Origin of the sequence: Diaphorobacter ruginosibacter, from assembly GCF_014395975.1 — a bacterium.
Classification (GTDB): Bacteria; Pseudomonadota; Gammaproteobacteria; order Burkholderiales; family Burkholderiaceae_C; genus Diaphorobacter_A; species Diaphorobacter_A ruginosibacter.
Map to the genome: position 1 here is coordinate 2368308 of NZ_CP060714.1, position 20970 is coordinate 2389277.

Sequence of the window (20970 nt, forward strand, 5' to 3'; positions counted from 1 at the left end):
AGGCAACCGGCACGTCTTCCAATCACTTGATCACTTGTCTTCGAACGCGTCCATTGGCACGCAGCTGCAGAACAGGTTGCGGTCACCGTAGACGTTGTCCACGCGGCCCACGGGGGACCAGTACTTGGACTTGCGCAATGCCGCCACGGGGTACGCAGCCAGCTCGCGAGCGTAGGGGTGTTGCCATGCGTCCGCCGTGACCTGCTCGGCCGTGTGCGGTGCGTTCTTGAGCGGATTGTCCTCGCGTGGCAGGGCGCCGGCCTCGATCTGGCGGATTTCCTCGCGGATGGCGATCATCGCGTCGACGAAACGGTCGATCTCGTACAGCGTCTCGCTTTCCGTCGGTTCCACCATCAGCGTGTTGGGTACGGGGAAGGAGAGCGTGGGCGCATGGAAGCCGTAGTCGATCAGGCGCTTGGCGACGTCTTCGGCCATCACGCCGGAGCTGTCCTTGAGATGGCGCAGGTCCAGAATGCACTCATGCGCCACGTGGCCGTTCGCGCTGGAGTACAGCGTCGGGTAGTGGTCCTTCAGGCGCGCACTGATGTAGTTGGCGCTCAGGATCGCGGCTTCCGTGGCGTGCTTGAGGCCGTCCGGGCCCATCATGCGGATATACATCCAGCTGATCGGCAACACGGCCGCATTGCCCAGCGGCGCGGCGCTCACGGCGCCCGTGCCGCTCTCGATGCCGGTGGTCTTGTGGCCGGGCAGGAACGGCACGAGGTCCTCCACCACGCAGACCGGGCCCACGCCGGGGCCGCCACCGCCGTGGGGAATGCAGAAGGTCTTGTGCAGGTTCAGGTGGCTCACGTCGCCGCCGAACTCGCCTGGAGCAGCCACGCCGACCAGCGCGTTCATGTTGGCGCCGTCCACGTAGACGCGGCCGCCGTGCTGGTGCACGAGTTCGCACAGTTCCTTCACCTGGGTCTCGAACACGCCGTGCGTGGACGGATAGGTGATCATGATGCAGGCGAGGTTGGTGCTGTGCTGCTCGCACTTGGCCTTGAGGTCGGCCATGTCCACGTTGCCGTTGGCGTCGCAGGCGGTCACGACGACCTGCATGCCCACCATCTGGGCGGAAGCGGGGTTGGTGCCGTGCGCGCTGCTCGGGATCAGGCACACGTTGCGGTGCGCATCGCCGCGCGACTCATGCCATCCCTTGATCGCCAGCAGGCCGGCGTATTCGCCCTGGCTGCCGGCGTTGGGCTGCAGGCTCACGCCGGCATAGCCGGTGGCCTGGCAGAGCCAGTCGCGCAACTGCTGGTCGAGCTCGAAGTAGCCAGCGAGCTGGTCGCGTGGCGCGAAGGGATGCATGTTCGCGAACTCGGGCCAGGTGATGGGGATCATCTCGCTCGTGGCGTTGAGCTTCATGGTGCACGAGCCCAGCGGGATCATGCTGCGGTCAAGCGCCAGATCCTTGTCCGACAGGCCGCGCAGATAGCGCAACATGCCTGTTTCGGAGTGGTGCGTATTGAATACCGGGTGGGTGAGGAAACTGCTCTTGCGCTCGGCGAATGCGGGAATGAGCGAAGGAGCTCCTTCGTCCATGGACTCGATCGTCGGCAGTGGCTTGCCTTCGCCCGCGAAGATCGACCAGACCAGCTCCACGTCGGCGCGCGTGGTGGTTTCGTCGAGCGAGATGCAGATGTACTCGTCCCAGGCCTTGCGGAGGTTGGCGCCCTTGGCGACGGCACGCGCCATGATGGCATCGGTCTCGGCCTGGGTATGCAGGCTGATGGTGTCGAAGCCGGTCTCGTGGTGGTCGCGGGTGTAGCCCAGTGTGGCCAGGCCGCGGCGCAGGATGGCGGTGAAGCGCGCCACGCGACGGGCAATGCGCGTCAGGCCCTCGGGGCCGTGATAGACAGCGTACATGCTGGCGATGACGGCCGGCAGCACCTGAGCGGTACAGATGTTCGACGTGGCCTTCTCGCGGCGGATGTGCTGCTCGCGGGTTTGCAGGGCCAGGCGATAGGCGGGCTTGCCATGCGCATCCACGCTCACCCCGACCAGGCGGCCCGGAAGGGAGCGCTTGTATTCGTCGCGGCAGGCCATGAAGCCGGCGTGCGGGCCGCCGGCGCCCATCGGCATGCCGAAGCGCTGCGTGGAGCCGACGACGATGTCGGCGTTCCACTCGCCGGGCGGCGTGAGCAGCGTGAGGGCGAGCAGATCGGTCGCGACGATGGCCGCGGCCTGCTTGGCGTGGATCGTCTCCACATCAGCCTTCCAGTCCTCGATCCAGCCGCTGCTGGCAGGGTACTGGATCAGCGCGGCGAAGAAGTCGCCAGCCATCAGCGCGTCCCACTCGGCCTTGGAATTGGCGATCTTGACATCGATGCCCAGCGGCTTGGCGCGCGTCTGGATCACTTCGATGGACTGGGGATGTGCATCGCCCGCGACCACGATGGTGTTGCTCTTGGACTTCACCGAGCGCTTTGCCAGCGTCATGGCTTCGGCGGCGGCAGTCGCTTCGTCGAGCATGGAGGCATTGGCGATCGGCATGCCGGTCAGGTCGCAGACCATGGTCTGGAAGTTGACCAGCGCTTCCATGCGGCCCTGGGAGATTTCGGCCTGGTAAGGGGTGTAGGCCGTGTACCAGGCGGGGTTCTCGAGCACGTTGCGCAGGATGACACCCGGCGTGAGGGTGCCGTAGTAGCCCTGGCCAATGAAGCTCTTGAGAACCTTGTTCTTCGATGCAACGGCCTTGAGCTCGGCGAGCGCGCTCGCTTCGGTGATCGCTGCGGGAATATCCATCGGCTTCGCGCGTGCGATCGAGCGCGGAACGATGGAGTCGATCAGTGCCGAGCGCGAGGCCTCCCCGATCACGGAGAGCATGTGGGCTTCGTCTGCGGGGCTGACGCCGATGTGGCGTGGCTGGAACTCTGTGGCGTTTTCCAGCGCGGAAAGGGGGAGTGCGGCGGGCATTTGCATGGAGGGACCAATCTCAAAAGCAAATCAAGGGGCAAAAAAGAACCGCGCCTTAATTCATCGAACGTCATCGAACTTCATCGAACGAATGATGCAAGGCGCGGTTGCTGTCTACATATATCAGGCGTTCGCGGCGAAAGCGTTGTAGCTCGTCTCGTCCATCAGGCCGGCGAGTTGCGATGCATCGCTCAGCTTGACCTTGAAGAACCAGCCGGCGCCCAGAGGATCGCTGTTGGCAAGCGACGGGTCGTCGCGCAGGGCTTCGTTGACCTCGACGATCTCGCCCGATACCGGCATGTACACGTCGGCGGCAGCCTTCACAGACTCGACCACGCCGGCCACTTCGCCCTGCGAGAACGTCTTGCCGACTTCGGGCAGGTCGACGAACACCACGTCGCCCAGCGCGTCCTGCGCGTGCACGGTGATACCGACGACGGCGGAGTTGGCGTCGGCGGCGTTGATCCATTCATGGTCTTTGGAGTAGTGGATGCTCATGGATGCTCCGGAAAATTGAGTCAATTGAAAAAACGGTTGAGAGTGGTCAGCCAGCAATGTAGCGCGATTTCATGTCGTTCCTTGCCTGGCCGGCCCTGCGGATGAATGGATCGATGGATCAGCCGCGGAAGTAGTTGGTTGGCACAAACGGCGTGGCGCTCACGACCATCGGCACCTGCTTGCCCCGCACGATGGCAAGGATTTCGGTGCCGGGCTTGGCATAGGCCGTCTGCACGTAGGCCAGCGCAACCGGCTGGTTCAGCGTCGGACTCAGCAGGCCGCTGGTGATCCGGCCGATGTTCTGGCCTTCCGCGTTCTGCAGTTCGGCGGGTTCGCGTACCGGGATGCGCTCCTTGGCGATCAGTCCCACGCGCTTGCGCGCAAGGGTATCCGGCTGGTCGATCTGCGCAAGAATCCTGGCCGCGCCAGGGAAGCCACCGGCGCGCTCGCCTCCGGTACGGCGCACTTTCTGGATGGCCCAGTTCAATGCGGCCTCGGGCGGCGTCGTGCCGTTGTCGATGTCGTTGCCATAGAGGCACAGGCCGGCTTCGAGACGCAGCGAGTTGCGCGCGCCCAGGCCGATCGGCTTGACCTCCGCCTGCGCCAGCAGCGCACGGGCGAATTCCTCGGCACGGCTTTCATGCACCGAGATCTCGAAACCGTCTTCGCCCGTGTAGCCGCTGCGGGTGATGAACAGGTCGGCATTCTTCCACTGGAACTCGCCGCCGGTCATGAACACCAGCTTTTCAACGCCAGGAACCAGGCGCGAGAGCACGGCCGCAGCCTGGGGGCCCTGCAGCGCGAGCAGGCCGCGTTCCGGCATGGGGATGACCTCGCAGCGGTGCCCGATGCGCTCGATGATGTGCGCGATGTCGCCCACCTTGCAGGCACCATTCACGATCACGAAGATGTCCTTGCCGCGGTTGAAGAACATCAGGTCGTCGATGATGCCGCCTTCGTCGTTCAGCAGCAGCCCGTAGCGCTGCTTGCCAACGCCGAGGCCGATCACGTCGACGGGCATCAGGGTTTCAAAGGCTGCAGCAGCATCGGCGCCGACCAGGCGCAGCTGGCCCATGTGGGATACATCGAACAGGCCGGCGGCGCTGCGTGTATGGTTGTGCTCGGCCATCAGGCCAGCGGGATACTGCACCGGCATGGAATAGCCGGCGAACGGCACCATCTTGGCACCCAGTTCGATGTGCAGTGCGTTCAGGGGCGTGGTGAGCAGCGGCGTGGCGGGCGAGGGCGCGGACATGAGTGGGAACTCCAAGGCAAATGATCCGGACGACCGGCCTCACGCCAGTCGCGGTATTGCCCTGCTGTCCGCTTTACCTGAGAGATTCATCGCGGGCACTGCCGCGACTTGCTCCTTCGGTGGGCGATCTTCACTGTGAAGGCCGCCTCTCTCCAGCTGGGGAAACGCCCGCATCACTGCGGGCGGCTTGCCAGTCCTTTTGCCTGAGCGTTCGGTGTCTGCCTGCGCCTTCGGCGGCCCGCGTCATCCCTATGTGATGGGTGAGCGGGCTCTCTCCTGACAAGTCGTGAAGTATAACTTTTCTATCGCGCGTAAACCAGATCGCGCAACCCCAGGGAGATGCCCGGCACATAGGTGATCACCATCAGGCACAACAGAATCACGCCCACGAACGGCAGCAACTGTGTGACGATGCGGTCCAGCGAGATCCGCGCCACGGTGCAGGCGGCGAACAGGTTCACGCCGAAGGGCGGGGTGATCATACCGAGCGCCAAGTTCACGACCATGATGAGGCCGAAGTGCACCGGGTCGATGCCGAAATGCTGGGCCACGGGAGCAAGGATCGGCGCGAGCACGATGATGGCCGCGCTGGTTTCGATGAACATGCCGATGATGAACAGCGCCGCGTTCACTCCCAGCAGGAACATCGCGGGCGACTTGAGTACTTCCTGCAGCCAGTGGCCGATGGCATCGGGCACGCCGGCACGTGTGATCAGGAAGGCAAACAGCCCGGCGTTGGCGATGATGAACATGATCACGGCCGAGGACAGCGCCGACTTGCGGAAGATGGCGTAGAGGTCCTTGATCTTGATCTCTCGGTAGATCAGCATGCCCACGACCAGCGCATAGAACACCGCCACGGCGGAAGCCTCGGTGGGCGTGAAGATGCCGCCGTAGATGCCGCCCAGGATGATCACGGGCATCAGCAACGCCCAGCCGGCCTGCAGCAGCGCGCGGCCGAACGACATGCGGCCCTCGCCGTCGTTCTTGCCCCAGCCCTTCCACTTGCAGAACACCCATACGAACAGCATCAGCGAGAGGCTGATGAGGATGCCGGGGCCGAAGCCGGCGATGAACAGTTCGCCAATCGACACCTCGGCGCTCACTCCATAGAGAATCATCGGGATCGAGGGCGGAATGATCACGCCCAGTTCGGCACTCGTGGCCTGCAGCGCGGCGGCGAAGCTGGTGGGGTAGCCATGCTTGATGAGCGCGGGAATCAGGATGGCGCCGATCGCGAACGTCGTGGCCACAGACGAGCCCGAGACCGCCGCGAAGATCATGCAGGTGAGCACGCAGGTCATGGGCAGGCCGCCCTGGACGCCGCCGACGATGCTCTTGGCGAATTCGACGAGGCGGCGCGATATGCCGCCCGTCTCCATCAGGTTGCCCGCGAGGATGAAGAAGGGGATCGCTGCGAGCGGGAATTTGTTGATCGCCGCGAACATCTCCTTCACGGAGATGAGCATGTTGGCGTTGGACATGTGAATGCCCGCGATCGATGCGAGGCCGATCGAGACGGCCACCGAGACGCTGAGCGCGAAGCACAGCACCATGGTCGTGATCATCACTGGAGTCATTGTGCGGTCTCCAGTTCAAGGCGCTTGGGATCGAGAAGATTGCCGACAATGCCGGGAATGCTGAACAGCGCCCCCACCGGCACGGCCAGATAGGCCCAGAACATGGAGACGGACTCCAGCCCGGCCATGGACTGCACTGCGCCGCGGTTGGCGTAGTCGAATCCCCACCAGATGAGCACGCCGATGAGAGAGAGCGCGGCGAGCGTCACGACCCAGTCGAGCACGCGGCGCATGCCCGGCGGGCTCCAGCGGTAGAGCACGTCGACGCTGACCATGGCTCCCTGGCGGAACGCCATGGGAATCGCAAGGAACACCATCCAGATCAGGCAGAAGCGGATCAGCACTTCGGTCCACTCGGCGGGTTGTTCAAGAACAAAGCGCATCAGGATCTGAAAGATGCCGAGTGCAGAGGATATGGCCAGCATGGCGCAGGCGCCGGCCATGGCGATGGCGGTGGTCCATCGCTCAAAGGAAAGAAACAGGGATTTCATGCGCGTGCGCCCAGGCTGGTCCGCTGAAGACAAAATGCCCGCATCGCGTGAATGGAGCGATCTGCGGGCGAGGGGTGTCGAGGATTACTTGTAGTCGCGGATGCGATCGAGATTGGCCTTGCCAAAATCCTTCTCGAACTGTGCGTTCACCTTGGTGAGCGAGGCAACGAACTTGGACTTGTCCACGTCGTCGATCACCGTCATGCCCTTGGCGCGCAGGTCGGCCACGCCCTTGGCATCATCCTCGTCCACGCGAGCGCGATTGACCTTGGCTGCTTCCTTGGCAGAGTCGATGAATGCCTGCTTGTCGGCCGCCGACAGTTTCTCGAACGCCGCCTTGTTCATGACCAGGATGCAGGGCGAGTAGACGTGGCCGGTGAGCGAGAGGTGTTTCTGCACCTGGTCGAACTTGGCGGAAATGATCACGGGAAGCGGATTCTCCTGGCCGTCCACCGTGCCCTGCTGCAAGGCCGTGAACACTTCCGGGAAGGCCATCGGCGTGGTGATGATGCCGAACGCCTTGTAGGCAGCGATGTGCACCGGGTTCTCCATGGTGCGCATCTTCAGGCCCTTGAGGTCGTCGGGCGACTTCACGTCACGCTTGCTGTTGGTCATGTGGCGGAAGCCGTTCTCGGCCCATGCCAGCGCCTTGAAACCCTTGGCGTCGAATTTGCCCAGCAACTCCTGGCCAATGGGGCCGTCCAGCACGGCGCGCGCATGGGCCTTGTCGCGGAACAGGAAGGGCACGTCGAGGATCTTGGTCTCGGGCACGAAGTTGGGGATCGGGCCCGACGAGCTGAAGGCCAGCTCCTGCGTGCCCAGTTGCACCGCCTCGATCGATTCGCGCTCGCCGCCGAGGGAACCGTTGTAAAACGTCTGCACCTTGTAGCGTCCGGCGGTGCGTTTTTCCACTTCCTTCGCAAAGGTGTCGATGGCCACGCCCTGGTGTGAGTTCTGCGCCACCGAGATGCTGATGCGCATCGTGGTCTGCGCGCCGGCATGGCTCGAAATGGTCAGTGCACCAACGGCCAATCCAATTCCCAATGCAAGTGTCTTCAGTCGCATAACGTTCCTCATCGGCGGTGCCGAGGTTGTCTCCAGTGGATAGAGTGTTCGAGAAAGGTGTTCGGGCGCTCATCGCCTCTGCCGACCATTGTGAAGAAAGCTCACTGCAGCGGAATTGGGGTTTTTATGATGTTGCGCAGTTGATCGTTTCTGCCTGAGCCAATGAACGCCCCAAATGATCAAGCCCCCGGAAGGCAGCGGTAACCGCCTGGGGGGGCTTGCACGAGAGTGACTGTCGGTAAACGGGCTCTGCTTGAAAGGGGCTTCTGTAAAAGTGTTTCGATGGAAGAAGTATGCGTTTCCATCGTCCGAAAATGCTTTCGATATTTCTTGATTTTCGGCTGAATTCGGAAAAATAATCTACCAATCAAGGATTGGTGAAAAATTATGCTTTTGGATGCCATGGATCGAAAAATTCTCGCTCGCCTGCAGGCGGATTCGCGTGCGAGCCTCCAGGAAATAGGCGCGGCCGTCGGCCTCAGCGCCTCCCCGTGCTGGGGGCGCATCAAGAAGCTGGAGGAGGCGGGGGTCATCGAGGGCTATACGGTGCGGCTCAACCCGCAGGCGCTCGGGCTGTCGGACACCGTGCTGGTGCAGGTCACGCTGGACAGCCATTCCGACAACACGCTCGAGAAGTTCGGCGAGGTGCTGGCCACCATCCCCGAGGTGGTCGAGGCGCACCTCGTCTCGGGCGACTACGACTATCTGCTGCGCATCGTCGTGAAGGACACGCGCGACTATGAGCGCCTGCTGCGGGAGAAGCTCTACAAGATCCGGGGCATCCGCCACAGCCGCTCGAGCTTCGTGCTGCGCACGCTCAAGAAGGCTGATTTGCCGTTGCATGGAACACCCCCCTGAGGCGCTGCGCGCCTTCCCCCCTCTCTCTACGCGACTGCGTCGCTCCGGGAAGGGGGACGCAGCCAGTGCTGCGGGGCGGCCCTTGCACGGCTGCCCGCGCATCAGGCCACGCCAGTTTCATGGGGCGCGCCACGGTTGAATGTGGGAATCTCTGAGGCGCTGCGCGGCTTTTCCTTCAGGCAACGGCGTCTGTCAGCGCGCGCCGCTGACGTCCATGTCCTTGTACGCCACGATGCGCGTACCCTTGATCCATTTGTAGCCGAACCAGATTGCGAGGAACAGCGGCAGTCCGATGTAGGTGGCGACCACGCCCGCCCAGTCGATCTTGTCGGCCAGGAAGTTCTCGTAGTTCTGACCCAGCGTGATGATCATGCACAGCACGAATGCGAATACCGGGCCTACCGGGAATGCAGGCGCGCGGTAGGGCAGGTTGCCGAGCGGGTAGTTCTGTACCTCGCAGCCCTTGCGGAAACGGTAGTGGCTCACCGCGATGCCCAGCCAGGCCACAAAGCCGCACATGCCCGAGAGATTCAGCAGCCAGATGTAGACGGCTGACGGGCTGAAGATGTTGGTCAGAAAACACATCGCAGCGATCACGGTGGTGGCGATCAGCGCCAGCACCGGCACGCCGCGCCGATTCACGCGTGCGAAGATCCGGGGCGCCATGCCTTGCTCCGCCAGCGCGTAGAGCATGCGTGTGGAGGCATACATGCCCGAGTTGCCGGCGGACAACACCGACGTGAGCACGACGGCATTCGTCACCGCCGCCGCGCCGAGCAGGCCCGCGCGCTCGAACACCAGGGTGAACGGGCTGACAGCGATGTCGCCCAGGTCGTTCTTGAGCAGCTTGGGATCGGTATAGGGAATCAGCAGGCCGATGATCAGGATCGCAAACACATAGAACAGCAGAATGCGCCAGAACACCTTGCGCACGGCACGCGGCACGTTCCTGGCGGGATCTTCCGATTCACCGGCGGCGATGCCGATGAGCTCGGTGCCCTGGAACGAGAAGCCCACCACCATGGCCACGCCGATCAGCGCGGCAAATCCACCGGCGAACGGCGCATCGCCGGCCGTGAAGTTGGCCACGTTGCCCCAGATGCCCTCGGGCGCGCCACCGTTGAGAATGCCGAACACCATCAGGAGGCCTATGGCGATGAACACCAGCACGGTGATCACCTTGATGGTGGCGAACCAGAACTCCGACTCGCCGAAGCCACGTGCCGACAAGGCATTGAGGCCGAACATCAACGCCAGGAACAGCGCGCTCCAGAGTACGCCGTTCACATCGGGAAACCAGTAGGCCATTACCAGCTGGGCGGCTACGAGGTCCACGGCAATCGTCACGGCCCAGTTGTACCAGTAGTTCCAGCCGAGCGCGAAGCCGAAGCCTTCGTCCACGTACCTGGCGCCATAGGTGGCAAAGGAACCCGAGACGGGCAGGTGCGATGCCATTTCGCCCAGGCTGGTCATCAGGAAATAGACCATCAGGCCGATGACCATATAGGCCAGCAGCGCGCCGCCGGGCCCGGCCTGCGAGATGGTTGCGCCCGAGGCGACGAAAAGGCCCGTGCCGATGGAGCCGCCGATGGCGATCATCGACATGTGGCGGGCCTTGAGGGTACGGCGCAGGTGACCAGGCTGGTCAGCGCTGGAATCAGGGGAGGAACTGGCGTTCATGAGTCAACGGCCGGTCGCGAAACGAGCGGCTTTCTTGTTCTTGGCAGGCACTTGGCCACTGTGTGGCCATTTCTTGGCCCCTATGGGGCAAGCGGGCACCTGGCCCGCGCGGGCTCGCATGATACAGCCGGGCCGGATTTCGTGCGGCTCACAGGTTTTGGACACTGCGGTACGCATGGATTGACTGTCAGCCCGGCGCGGATCGGGGCGGACGGGCTCGCCATGGGTCACCAGCAGTCCTGCGCCAGCAGCAGTTGGGCCAGCACCTTGACCTTCGGCGAGGCCTGCCGCGAGCGCGGATACACCAGCGCCAGTTCGCGGCTTCGCCCCTCGCACTGCGGCAGCAGGCGCACGAGGCGGCCTGCCTCGATGTGCGAGCGGACCGCGAACTCCATCACCTGTGCCACTCCGAGGCCGGAAACCGAGCCTTCCACCAAGGGGTCTCCACTGTCGAAGGTGACGGATTGCGGCGCCAGCCAGTCCTCGGGTTCGCCATCGGTGTTGAGGAACTGCCATGGCACGCGCCGGCCCAGATAGTGGTTGTAGACCGCAAGGCAGCGGTGCCGCGCCAGATCCTCGAGTGTGCGAGGTGTACCGAACTGCGCGAGATAGGCCGGCGAAGCCACCGTCACCCAACGCAGTGGCGGCAGGCTGCGGGCAATCATGCGGCTGTCCTGCAGCGGGCCGATGCGCACCGCAGCATCGAAGCCTTCGTCGACCATGTCGACCAGCCGGTCGGTGAAGCTTGCGTCGATCTGCAACTGCGGATGCCTGTCCATCAATTGCCCAAGCAGCGGCGTGAGCACGACGCGCCCCAGTATCGACGGGGCCGAGAGGCGCAGCGTGCCTGAGGGCTCGCAGCGCCGGTCGAGCAGAAGCTTGCGCGCATCGTCCAGGCCCGCAATCAGCGGCGCGCAGCGATCCACCAGTTCGCAACCATCGGGCGTGAGAGAGACGTTGCGCGTGTTGCGATGCAGCAGCCGCACTCCCAGTTCGCTCTCCAGTTGCGCAATCGTGCGGGAGATGCGGGACTGGCTCGTGGACAGCTGATTGGCGGCCAGCGTAAAGCTCTTGCACTCGGCCACCTTGATGAGCATGTGAACGGCATTGAGATCCATTGATGCATTTTCGCATTAATGAAATCCATGTGCGTTATTTATCTCTGCAATCGGATTAATTACGATGAGCCCATGCTGGCTGCAGACGGCGTGTGTCCCGATTGACTTTGATTGCCGAAATGAACACCTCTGTGCACCAGGCGGCGCTGGTTCCGCCGCGCCTGCAATATCCGAACGCGGCGCTGACGCTGCTGTCCTTCTCCCAACTGCTGATTGCGCTGGACGCCACCATCGTTTTTGTCGCTCTCGACGCCATGGGCTCCCATCTGGCGATGAGTGCACAGCACCTGCAATGGATCATCAGCGCCTATAGCGTGGCCTTCGGCGGCTGTCTGCTGATGGGCGGGCGCTGCGCAGATCTGCTGGGGCGGCGGCGCATGTATGTGGCTGGCATGTCGGTCTTCGCGCTGGCGTCATTCCTGGGCGGCCTGGCGCATGATTCCTGGCAACTGATTGCCGCACGCGCAGGGCAGGGCCTGGGGGCCGCCATACTCTTTCCAGCCACGCTTTCGCTGATCAACAATATCTATGCCGAGGGAGCGGAGCGCAACCGCGCGCTCGCGATCTGGAGCATGGCCTCGGCGGGCGGACTGGCGGCGGGCGCGCTGCTCGGTGGGTTGCTCACCCAGTGGCTGGGCTGGAACTGGGTGCTGTGGGTGATGGTGCCCGTTGCCTTGCCCTGCGCACTCCTGGCCACGCGCTATCTGCCCCGGGACAGCGAAGGCGTGCACCACGGATCGGGCTTCGACCTGGGCGGATGTGTCACCGTCACACTTGGTAGCACCCTGCTCGTGACGGCATTGGTCCAGGGGCCGGAGTGGGGATGGACCAGCGCCCGGTTGGCGTGGATGCTGGCGCTTGCGTTGGTTCTGCTCGCGGTCTTTGTGCGCATCGAGCTGACAACCCGCGAGCCGCTGATGCCGCTTTCGCTGCTCAGGGTTCCCGGCCTGCGTGCCGCAATGGCACTCACCATGGCCTTCATGAGCAGCTACGGCGTGCAGTACTACTTTCTGGCGCTGTGCTTTCAGCAGGTGTTCGGCTGGTCGCCGCTGCAGGCGGGCCTGGCGTTCATCATGCCGACCATCGTGTGCACCGCCGGCATCCGCATGGCCGAACGCATGCTCGCGCGCACTGCGGTCCGTCACGTGCTGCTGACCGGCTGGGCCATGGGGGCCATCGGGCTTGCATGCATTGCATGGACGCTGCCCTTGGCTGCCAACTATGCATGGCTCGTACCCGGGCTCATCGTTCAAAGCCTGGGCCAGGGCGTGAGCTGGACGGCCATGTGGATCGTCGCGGGACAGAACATTCCGCCGCATCAGCAAGGCGTGTCCTCGGGCATCGCAGCGACAGCACAGCAGGTAGGGGCGGCGGTCGGCCTGGCCGTGCTTGTGATGATCTCGACCGCCCCCCTCATGGGCGTGGCGGAAGGCGGCGACCTGCTGGCTGCCAGGCTTCGCGGCCTGCAGCATGCGGAGTGGGGCGCAGCTGCGTTCGCCTTACTCGGGTTGCTGGTGGCGTGGAGGATGGGTGATGCTCAGCCACGCGCCGAGGGTGTAGTTTCTCGGGTGGGCGACGGAGCGACCTGTGCGGACTGAGCGCTCAAAGCCACACGGCCTTTCATGGGAAACAGCCCACCCAGATTGCCTCCTTCAGCCCATGTATCGCATGTGGATGATCGGATAGCGTCGTCCCTGGCCATCGACGTCGGAGCGGCCGACGGGCTGGAATCCCTGGTGCCCGTAGAAGCGCCGGGCCTGCATGTTCTGCTCGTTCACATCGACCGTAAGCATGGGATGGACCGCAAGGGCGTGGCGCACCAGCAGGCCGCCGGCGCCGCGTCCCTTGAATTGGGGATGCACGAACAAGGCTTCCAGATGGCCATCGTGCAGGAACATGAATGCGGCGGTCTGGCCGCTGGCGACGTCTACCGCGAGGTCCAGCGGTACCTGCGGGAGGAATGAGCGGACTTCCTGCTCGATGGACTGCCGGTCCGCAGGGCTCAGGAAGTCGTGGCTGTCGTCGACGGCGCGGCACCAGATGTCGATGGCGGAGGGGCTGTCCGCGGTGTGGGACTTGCGGAGATGAAACATGTCTTCCGGTCTCATGCCGCCTTGCGCACCGCATAGCGCAGTTCCGCCATGCCTGAGCCCATCTGCTGAACGCTGGTCAGTTGGAGTTCCGAGCCGGTCAGTGGACGCGTGAACAGGGGCTTGCCCTTGCCGAGCGTCACCGACGCAACGCCCACGATGAGTTCGTCGAGCAGGCCCGCCTCGTGGAACTGCGCGGCCAGGTCACCGCCACCCATGATCCAGATATTCTTCTCTCCCGCCGCCTGCCGCATCCTTGCGTGGACCTCACGCACATCGCCCTGGACAAAGCGGAGATCGGCTCCCTCGACAGGTGGCAGGACACGTGTGGTGAACACCCATGCCGGTTGCGTGTAGGGCCATGCCTTGCCCAATTCCCTGCGGACCTGCTCGGCGTGGCGCACGATCCACTCGTAGGTCGACGATCCCATGGCGATGGCGCCCACGTCCGCAATGAAGCGGGGGTAGCTCGCGTCTTCCGGCTTGCCGACGTCGCTCAAGGTGGACAGCCATTCGATGGAGTCGTCTTCCGTTGCGATGAACCCGTCGAGGGTGCTCGCGGTGTAGTACTGGGTTTTCATGATGGAACAGGGTGCCGGTGGATGAGAGGAGGGCAAGGATACCCTCCTCATTCTGCGTGACCGCAGCATGAGCCGCCGGCAGGGCCCGCGCCCTTGGAGGCATGCATCTTGTCGCCCAGCCATCGGCGTGGGCCGGGACCGTTCTTGGCCATGCAGTCGCCTTCGTTGAACACCGAGCACGCCTGCATGGACAGGCAACCGCAGCCTATGCATTCCTCCAGGCTCTTGCGCAGCAGCTTCAATTCGTCGATACGGGCATCGACACGCTGCATCCACACAACGGACATGGTGTGCCAGTCTTCCTTTGACGGCGCGTGGTCGCCGCTCAGGCCGGCGAGCTGCCGTGCGATTTCGTCCAGGTGAAAGCCCACGCGCTGCGCGAAGACGATGTAGGCGATACGGCGCAGGGTGGAGCGCAGGTACTGCCGGTGCGACGACTCGGTGCGCACCGAACTGATGAGACCCAGCGATTCGTAATAGCGCAGCGCCGAGGCCTTCACGCCACTGCGCTGGGCTATCGCACCGATGCTCATGAGCTGATCATCCTTATGAATCATGGCGTCATTCCGTGATGTTGCTTGACTTAAAGTTTACTTGAACTTGAATAATTTTTCACCAAGAACTCGCAAAAGCCGAATGCCACGCAGTCATGCGGACCCATTCGGTGCGAATTCGTGGTGGGCCGGGGTCGACAACGGACCCCGGCCTGTGTGAGGGCCGGGAACGGACATTTCGCGCGAAAGAAGCGCGCAGGTCGGCCTCGGGCCCTTGGCAGCCAGGACAACATCATGTTCAGAGAAAAACAGGGAGCGTCGAGTGACGACGCGGGTAGCAACGAAGCAGGCAAGGATGCCGGCGGCAATGGTTCAGGTCCGCGGCAGGCGCCTCGCCAGCGCGCCCGGTACAGTGCGATCGGCATGGCGCTGGTGGCAGCATTGGGCGGTTCGGCCATGCTGGCGGGATGCGACCGCCTGACGGGAGCAAAGGACGCCAATGCAGCCGGGGCGGAGAAGGCCGCGGCACCCGAGCAGACCGCGCAGGTCGGCGTGACCACGCTCGAGAGCCGCGAGGTGCAGCAATGGGATGAATTCAATGGCCGCGTCGGCGCTGTGCAGATGGTGGAGCTGCGAGCTCGCGTGAGCGGCTACATCGACCAGGTGAACTTCGCCGAAGGCCAGCCCGTGCGCAAGGGGCAGGTGCTGTTCACCATCGACCAGCGTCCCTACAAAACCGCCTTGGAGAGCGCCCAGGCACAACTGCAGCGCGCACAGGTGGCGGCTCAGCACGCCGAGACACTGAGCACCCGGGCCCAGGACCTGGTGAAGGATCACGCCGTGTCGAGGGAAGAGGCTGACAACCGCAGCGCGAGCCTGGCCCAGGCTCAGGCCAACGTGCGTGCAGCCCAGGCCGACGTCGCCGCGGCCAGGCTGAACCTGGAATTCACCCAGGTGCGTTCACCCATCGACGGCCGTGCGGGACGCGCGATGCTGACGGTCGGTAATTTGGCGCAGGCCGACCAGAGCGTGCTCACGTCGCTGGCCTCCCAGGATCCTGTCTACATCTATTTCGATGCGGACGAGCACACGCTGCTGCGCTATAGCCAGGGAGGGCAGCGGGCACTGGAGCGCAAGGCCCTGCCGGTGCGCGTGGCGCTGGCCGACGAGACGGACTTTCCGAACACGGGCGTGCTCGACTTCACCGACAACCAGCTTGACCCCGGCACCGGCACGATCCGCGCCAGGGCCTTGCTGCGCAATCCGAAGAACCGCTTCACCCCGGGCATGTTCGCGCGTGTCCAGTTGCAGAACCCTGTGCGCATGGACGCGGTTCTGATCGACGACAAGGCGATTTTGACCGACCAGGATCGGCAGTATGTCTACGTGGTGGGTGAGGGCGAGCGTGCCGAGCGGCGTGACGTGAAGCCCGGCCGCATGGTGGATGGCAAGCGACTCGTGCAGGAGGGTCTGAAACCGGGTGATCGGCTGGTGGTCTCGGGCCTGCAGCGCATCTGGTATCCGGGCATGAAGCTCGACGCCAAGGAGGCCTCGCAGGCGCAAACCACGGCTTCCGCCGGACGTTAAGCGAGGAATCAAGCATGGATTTCTCCAAGTTCTTCATCGACCGGCCCATCTTTGCGGTGGTGCTGTCGGTCATCATGTTTGCCGTGGGCCTGATCGCCATGCCGCTGCTGCCGGTGGGCGAATACCCGGAAGTCGTCCCCCCGAGCGTCGTGGTGCGCGCCACCTATCCGGGCGCGAACCCCAAGGAGATCGCCGAGTCGGTGGCGGTACCGCTCGAGGAGGCGATCAACGGGGTGGAAGGGCTGATGTACATGAAGTCGGTCGCGGCTTCGGATGGCAGCCTGCAGGTGGTCTCCACCTTCCGTCCCGGCACCGATCCCGACACGGCCGCCGTGCGCGTGCAGAACCGCGTGAGCCAGGCGCAGAGCCGCCTGCCCGAGGAGGTGCGCCAATTCGGGGTGACCACGCAGAAGCAGTCGCCGACCCCGCTGATGTACGTGGGACTGGTCTCCACGGACGGTAAATTCGATACGCTGTACCTGCGCAACTACCTGACGCTCAAGGTGAAGGATGAGCTCTCGCGCCTGCAGGGCGTGGGCGACGTGGGCATCTACGGCGCGGGAGACTATGCGATGCGCATCTGGCTTGATCCGGAGAAGGTGGCCTCGCGCGGGCTCACAGCGTCGCAGGTGATCGCCTCCATCCGCGAGCAGAACATCCAGGTGTCGGCCGGGCAACTGGGGGCGGAGCCCAGCGCCACGCCGGCCGACAAGCTGCTGTCCATCAACGTGCGCGGGCGGCTGCGCAGCGTGGAGGAGTTCGGGGACATCGTGCTCAAGGCCGGCAGTGGCGGGCAGGTGGTGCGTCTGTCGGACGTGGGGCGCGTGGAACTGGGCGCCAGCGACTACACGCTGCGCGCCTCGCTCGACGACAAGCAGATGGCCGCCGTCGGTATCTTCCTCACGCCGGGCGCGAATGCGCTGGGTGTCGCGGACAAGGTCTATGCCACGCTCGAGAGGCTCTCGGCCCAGTTGCCCGAGGGCGCCCGCTTTGAGTATGTGTGGGATCCGAACGAGTTCGTGCGCAACTCCATCACATCGGTGCAGCACACGCTGATCGAGGCGGTGGTGCTCGTGGTACTGGTGGTAATCGTTTTCCTGCAGACATGGCGTGCCTCGATCATCCCGCTCCTGGCGGTGCCCGTGTCGATCATCGGGACCTTTGCCTGGCTGTATCTGCTGGGCTATTCGATCAACACGCTGACGCTGTTCGGGCTGGTGCTGGCCATCGGCATCGTGGTGGACGATGCGATCGTGGTGGTGGAGAACGTCGAGCGCTTCATCGAGCAGGGACACAGCCCGAGCGAGGCGGCGCACCTTGCGATGCGCGAGGTCTCCGGGCCGATCATCGCGATCGCGCTGGTGCTGTGCGCGGTGTTCGTGCCGATGGCCTTCCTCGACGGGATCACGGGTCAGTTCTACAAGCAGTTCGCGGTGACGATCGCCATCTCCACGGTGATCTCGGCGATCAACTCGCTCACGCTCTCGCCAGCACTCGCGGCCAAGTTGCTGCAGGGGCACGGCGCCCGAAAGGACGGCCTGTCGCGCGCGATGGATGCCGTATTCGGCGGATTCTTCCGGTGGTTCAACCGCGTTTTCCATCGCAGCGCGGATGGCTACGAGCGCACCGTCGGCCGCTCGCTGCACAGGCGCGGCGTGGTGTTCGTGGTCTACGCGGCGCTGCTGGCCGGGGTCGTGGTGCTCTTCGGCAGGGTGCCGGGCGGCTTCATTCCCATGCAGGACAAGCTCTACCTGTTTGCCGGTGCCAAGCTTCCCGAGGGCGCTTCGCTGGCGCGCACCGACGAGGTCACGAAGGAGCTTTCGCGCCGCGCACTGAGCGTGGAGGGCGTCCACTCTTCGGCCGCTTTCTCGGGCCTGAACGCCCTGCAGGGCACGAACACGCCGAATCTCACGAGTGCGTACGTGATCCTCAAGCCATTTGCCGAACGCACACGCAGCGCCACGGAAATCAGTGCCGAACTCAACGCCAAGCTTTCGGGCATGGAGGGAGGATTTGGCTATGCCCTGATGCCGCCACCGATCCAGGGGCTGGGCAACGGCTCGGGCTATTCGCTGTTCCTGGAGGACCGCGCCGGCCTGGGCTATGCGGCGCTTCAGCAGGCCCTGAGCACGTTCCAGGCGGAGATCGCGAAGACGCCTGGCATGTACTACCCGGTGAGCGCATTCCAGTCCAACATACCGCAGCTGGAAGTGCAGGTCGACCGCACCAAGGCCAAGGCGCAGGGCGTGGCATTGACCGATCTGTTCCAGACGCTCCAGGCCTATCTCGGCTCGGTGTATGTGAACGATTTCAACGCCTTCGGACGCGTGTACCGCGTGATGCTGCAGGCCGATGCGGACTACCGCCAGAAGGCCGAGCACATCGGCCAGCTGCGCACGCGCAACGACCGCGGCGAGATGGTTCCGATCGCGTCGATGGTGACCGTGAAGTCCACGTTCGGCCCCGACCCGGTGATGCGCTACAACGGCTTTCCCGCTGCCGACCTGATCGGCGATGCCGATCCGCGCGTGATGTCGTCCGCGCAGACGCTGGCCAAGCTGCAGGAAATCGCCGACCGGGTGCTTCCGCGCGGCATCGAGCTGTCATGGACGGAAATGAGCTACCAGCAGGTGGAGCAGAGCCATGCCGCGATGATCGTCTTTGCGGTCGCGCTCATGCTGGTGTTCCTGGTGCTGGCCGCGCTCTACGAGAGCTGGACCATGCCTCTCGCGGTGATCCTCATCGTGCCGGTCTGTATCTGTGCGGCGCTGTTCGGCGTATGGCTGTCGGGTGGCGACAACAATGTGTTCGTGCAGGTGGGCCTCGTGGTGCTGATGGGTCTGGCCTGCAAGAACGCGATCCTGATCGTCGAGTTTGCGCGAGAGCTCGAGATGCAGGGCAAGAGCATCCGCGATGCGGCGCTCGAGGCATGCAGGCTGCGCCTGCGCCCGATCGTGATGACATCGATTGCGTTCATCGCGGGTGCTGTGCCGCTGTTGATGGGTACGGGTGCGGGCAGCGAAGTGCGTTTCGCGACGGGCGTGACGGTGTTCTCCGGAATGCTGGGCGTCACCTTGTTCGGGCTGTTTCTCACGCCTGTTTTCTACGTCACCCTGCGCAAGCTCAGCGGGCGAAGCCTGGTGCGGCACGGTGCGTCGTCACCCGCCACGCCGGCGATTCAAATGGAGGGCGGTCATGCCTGATCAACGATACACGCGATATGCGCGACATGGCGGGAGGAGACGCCTCCCCATGGCATTCACTTTCACACTGCTGGCGGCCGCCGTGCTTTCGGGCTGCGCCGTGGGGCCGGACTTCCAGAAGCCCGCGATGATGGACCCCGGAGCGCAGTTTGTGCGCCAGCCATCTTCTGTGCTGTCATCATCAGCATCGTCGGCTGCAGCTTCCGCGCAGGAGCCCGATGCGCAGTTCTGGCGAGCTTTCAACGATCCGCTGCTCGACGAACTCGTGGCCCGGGCGCTTGTCAACAACCGCGACCTGCACGCGGCCTTTGCACGCTGGCAGGCTGCTCAGGCACTGCTTGAGGGCACGCGCGCGGACCGTTTGCCGACCGTCACCGCGAACGCCGGCGGAACCCAGCAGCGCCTCGCACGCGACCAGGCCAGCCCGGGCCAGCCGCGCTCTTCCCGCAGCTACCAGGCGGGTGTTGCGGCAAGCTGGGAGGCCGACCTGTTCGGGCGGGTACGCAGAGCGATCGAGGCCGGAGAGGCCGATGCGCAGGCCGGCGCGGCGGACATCGCCGCCATGCAACTGGTGATCGCAGCCCAGCTTGCCGGCAGCTATGTCGAGTTGCGCGGCCTGCAGATGCGCCTCGCGCTATCGCAGGATAACGAGCGCAACCAGCGACGCACCGTCGAACTGGCGGAGAAGCGCTTCAGCGCAGGCCTCAGCACCGACTTCGACCTGCGCCGCGCGCGTGCGCAGTGGCAGGCCACGCTGGCGACGATTCCGTCCCTGGAGGCGCAGGCCGCCTTTGCTCAGCATCGCATCGCGACGCTGGCGGGCGAAATGCCTGGCGCATGGCTCGAGCAACTCTCCGTGGCTCCCGCAGCACTGCCGGCTGCGCCGGCCCTGATCGATCCGGGAACACCAGCTGACCTGCTGCGCCGTCGCCCCGACATCGCGGCAGCAGAAGCCCGGCTTCACGGAGCCACGGCACGCATCGGCGTGGCAACGGCCGACCTGTTCCCGCGTGTGTCGCTTGGCGCCATGCTTGGCAGCTTCACGCTGGCGGGAGGGAGCTTGTTCAAGGCGGCCAGCTCGAACAGCAACGTGGTGCTCGGCATCGATTGGACCTTCCTCGACGCAGGCCGCGTGCGCGCGCGGATTGCAGCCAGCGAAGCAGGAGCCGACGAAGCCCTGGCGCAGTACCAGCAAACGGTGCTGGGTGCCATGGAAGAAACGGAAAACGCACTGGTGCGCCTGCAGAAAAACCGGGAGCAGGGTGATCTGCTCGCCCTGGCCGCCAGCGAGCAGGAGCAGGCGGAATGGCAGGCTGATCGTCTGTACCGGGCTGGCAGCGTGAGCTTCTACGAGGTGCTGGATGCGCAGAAGCAGCGGCTGGCTGCTCAGGATGCGGCGTTGCAGAGCCGGGTTGCGGGGTTGCAGGCTGCACTTGCGCTCTACAAGTCGCTGGCGGGGGGATGGGGCGCGGGGGATCCTTCGGTGGGTTATGTGGAGTTGGGGCAGTTCAGTATGTAAGGGGGCTTTTGAGGGCGGGGGCACTCCCG

At 64.3% G+C, this 20970-nt stretch carries 16 protein-coding genes and 2 riboswitches; of the genes, 5 read left to right on the forward strand and 11 right to left on the reverse strand.

From position 1 onward, the window contains the following. Nucleotides 1-30 precede the first annotated feature (30 nt). From gcvP to H9K76_RS10735, 6 genes are all read right to left on the reverse strand, one after another. On the reverse strand, nucleotides 31-2928 hold the full coding sequence (gcvP, locus tag H9K76_RS10710; protein WP_187600208.1) for an aminomethyl-transferring glycine dehydrogenase: 2898 nt from the start codon (nucleotides 2926-2928) through the stop codon (nucleotides 31-33). Nucleotides 2929-3045: 117 nt separating this feature from the next. Next, entirely contained in the window at nucleotides 3046-3420 is a 375-nt protein-coding gene (gcvH, locus tag H9K76_RS10715) for a glycine cleavage system protein GcvH (RefSeq protein WP_187600210.1), read from the reverse strand. A 118-nt stretch (nucleotides 3421-3538) separates the two neighbouring features. Then, complete coding sequence (gcvT, locus tag H9K76_RS10720; protein WP_187600212.1) at nucleotides 3539-4675, reverse strand: glycine cleavage system aminomethyltransferase GcvT; 1137 nt, start codon at nucleotides 4673-4675, stop codon at nucleotides 3539-3541. A gap of 54 nt (nucleotides 4676-4729) precedes the next feature. Further along, a riboswitch (glycine riboswitch) is annotated at nucleotides 4730-4841 on the reverse strand. Between the two features lie 15 nt (nucleotides 4842-4856). Next, nucleotides 4857-4964, reverse strand: a riboswitch (glycine riboswitch). Nucleotides 4965-4977: 13 nt separating this feature from the next. Further along, the gene (locus H9K76_RS10725) at nucleotides 4978-6255 is read right to left on the reverse strand and encodes a TRAP transporter large permease (RefSeq protein ID WP_187600214.1); all 1278 of its coding nucleotides are present in this window, start codon (nucleotides 6253-6255) and stop codon (nucleotides 4978-4980) included. After that, nucleotides 6252-6746: a TRAP transporter small permease gene (locus tag H9K76_RS10730; RefSeq protein ID WP_187600216.1), complete on the reverse strand. Its 495-nt coding sequence runs from the start codon at nucleotides 6744-6746 to the stop codon at nucleotides 6252-6254. Before H9K76_RS10730 ends, H9K76_RS10725 begins: the two co-directional genes overlap by 4 nt. Before the next feature lie 84 nt (nucleotides 6747-6830). Beyond that, the gene (locus tag H9K76_RS10735; protein ID WP_187600217.1) at nucleotides 6831-7811 is read right to left on the reverse strand and encodes a TRAP transporter substrate-binding protein; all 981 of its coding nucleotides are present in this window, start codon (nucleotides 7809-7811) and stop codon (nucleotides 6831-6833) included. A 393-nt stretch (nucleotides 7812-8204) separates the two neighbouring features. Between H9K76_RS10735 and H9K76_RS10740 the strand changes: the two genes are divergently transcribed. Next, nucleotides 8205-8669, forward strand: coding sequence for an Lrp/AsnC family transcriptional regulator (locus tag H9K76_RS10740; RefSeq protein WP_187600590.1), 465 nt, complete (start codon nucleotides 8205-8207; stop codon nucleotides 8667-8669). A 192-nt stretch (nucleotides 8670-8861) separates the two neighbouring features. On the opposite strand, the gene H9K76_RS10745 is transcribed toward H9K76_RS10740, so the two are convergent. Then, the gene (locus H9K76_RS10745; RefSeq protein WP_425489699.1) at nucleotides 8862-10274 is read right to left on the reverse strand and encodes an amino acid permease; all 1413 of its coding nucleotides are present in this window, start codon (nucleotides 10272-10274) and stop codon (nucleotides 8862-8864) included. A gap of 302 nt (nucleotides 10275-10576) precedes the next feature. Further along, entirely contained in the window at nucleotides 10577-11467 is an 891-nt protein-coding gene (locus H9K76_RS10750; RefSeq protein ID WP_187600221.1) for a LysR family transcriptional regulator, read from the reverse strand. A 119-nt stretch (nucleotides 11468-11586) separates the two neighbouring features. On the opposite strand from H9K76_RS10750, the gene H9K76_RS10755 reads away from it, so the two are divergent. Next, on the forward strand, nucleotides 11587-13065 hold the full coding sequence (locus H9K76_RS10755) for an MFS transporter (protein WP_187600223.1): 1479 nt from the start codon (nucleotides 11587-11589) through the stop codon (nucleotides 13063-13065). A gap of 54 nt (nucleotides 13066-13119) precedes the next feature. On the opposite strand, the gene H9K76_RS10760 is transcribed toward H9K76_RS10755, so the two are convergent. The 3 genes from H9K76_RS10760 to soxR are packed head-to-tail and all read right to left on the reverse strand — an operon-like array spanning nucleotide 13120 to nucleotide 14695. After that, complete coding sequence (locus H9K76_RS10760; RefSeq protein ID WP_187600224.1) at nucleotides 13120-13560, reverse strand: acetyltransferase; 441 nt, start codon at nucleotides 13558-13560, stop codon at nucleotides 13120-13122. Nucleotides 13561-13571: 11 nt separating this feature from the next. Continuing rightward, on the reverse strand, nucleotides 13572-14138 hold the full coding sequence (locus H9K76_RS10765; RefSeq protein WP_187600226.1) for a dihydrofolate reductase family protein: 567 nt from the start codon (nucleotides 14136-14138) through the stop codon (nucleotides 13572-13574). Between the two features lie 47 nt (nucleotides 14139-14185). Further along, entirely contained in the window at nucleotides 14186-14695 is a 510-nt protein-coding gene (soxR, locus tag H9K76_RS10770) for a redox-sensitive transcriptional activator SoxR (RefSeq protein ID WP_187600227.1), read from the reverse strand. A 360-nt stretch (nucleotides 14696-15055) separates the two neighbouring features. On the opposite strand from soxR, the gene H9K76_RS10775 reads away from it, so the two are divergent. The 3 genes from H9K76_RS10775 to H9K76_RS10785 are packed head-to-tail and all read left to right on the forward strand — an operon-like array spanning nucleotide 15056 to nucleotide 20941. Next, entirely contained in the window at nucleotides 15056-16219 is a 1164-nt protein-coding gene (locus tag H9K76_RS10775; RefSeq protein WP_187600591.1) for an efflux RND transporter periplasmic adaptor subunit, read from the forward strand. A gap of 14 nt (nucleotides 16220-16233) precedes the next feature. Further along, complete coding sequence (locus tag H9K76_RS10780) at nucleotides 16234-19422, forward strand: efflux RND transporter permease subunit (RefSeq protein ID WP_187600228.1); 3189 nt, start codon at nucleotides 16234-16236, stop codon at nucleotides 19420-19422. Between the two features lie 49 nt (nucleotides 19423-19471). Beyond that, nucleotides 19472-20941, forward strand: coding sequence for an efflux transporter outer membrane subunit (locus tag H9K76_RS10785; RefSeq protein ID WP_246475459.1), 1470 nt, complete (start codon nucleotides 19472-19474; stop codon nucleotides 20939-20941). Nucleotides 20942-20970 lie beyond the last annotated feature (29 nt).

Coding starts and splice junctions, on each gene's coding strand:
- gcvP (WP_187600208.1), bottom strand. CDS start 2,928: ATGCAAATGCCCGCCGCACTCCCCCTTTCCGCGCTGGAAAACGCCACA.
- gcvH (WP_187600210.1), bottom strand. CDS start 3,420: ATGAGCATCCACTACTCCAAAGACCATGAATGGATCAACGCCGCCGAC.
- gcvT (WP_187600212.1), bottom strand. CDS start 4,675: ATGTCCGCGCCCTCGCCCGCCACGCCGCTGCTCACCACGCCCCTGAAC.
- H9K76_RS10725 (WP_187600214.1), bottom strand. CDS start 6,255: ATGACTCCAGTGATGATCACGACCATGGTGCTGTGCTTCGCGCTCAGC.
- H9K76_RS10730 (WP_187600216.1), bottom strand. CDS start 6,746: ATGAAATCCCTGTTTCTTTCCTTTGAGCGATGGACCACCGCCATCGCC.
- H9K76_RS10735 (WP_187600217.1), bottom strand. CDS start 7,811: ATGCGACTGAAGACACTTGCATTGGGAATTGGATTGGCCGTTGGTGCA.
- H9K76_RS10745 (WP_425489699.1), bottom strand. CDS start 10,274: ATGTCGATGATCGCCATCGGCGGCTCCATCGGCACGGGCCTTTTCGTC.
- H9K76_RS10750 (WP_187600221.1), bottom strand. CDS start 11,467: ATGGATCTCAATGCCGTTCACATGCTCATCAAGGTGGCCGAGTGCAAG.
- H9K76_RS10755 (WP_187600223.1), top strand. CDS start 11,587: ATGAACACCTCTGTGCACCAGGCGGCGCTGGTTCCGCCGCGCCTGCAA.
- H9K76_RS10760 (WP_187600224.1), bottom strand. CDS start 13,560: ATGTTTCATCTCCGCAAGTCCCACACCGCGGACAGCCCCTCCGCCATC.
- H9K76_RS10765 (WP_187600226.1), bottom strand. CDS start 14,138: ATGAAAACCCAGTACTACACCGCGAGCACCCTCGACGGGTTCATCGCA.
- soxR (WP_187600227.1), bottom strand. CDS start 14,695: ATGATTCATAAGGATGATCAGCTCATGAGCATCGGTGCGATAGCCCAG.
- H9K76_RS10775 (WP_187600591.1), top strand. CDS start 15,056: ATGGCGCTGGTGGCAGCATTGGGCGGTTCGGCCATGCTGGCGGGATGC.
- H9K76_RS10780 (WP_187600228.1), top strand. CDS start 16,234: ATGGATTTCTCCAAGTTCTTCATCGACCGGCCCATCTTTGCGGTGGTG.
- H9K76_RS10785 (WP_246475459.1), top strand. CDS start 19,472: ATGGCATTCACTTTCACACTGCTGGCGGCCGCCGTGCTTTCGGGCTGC.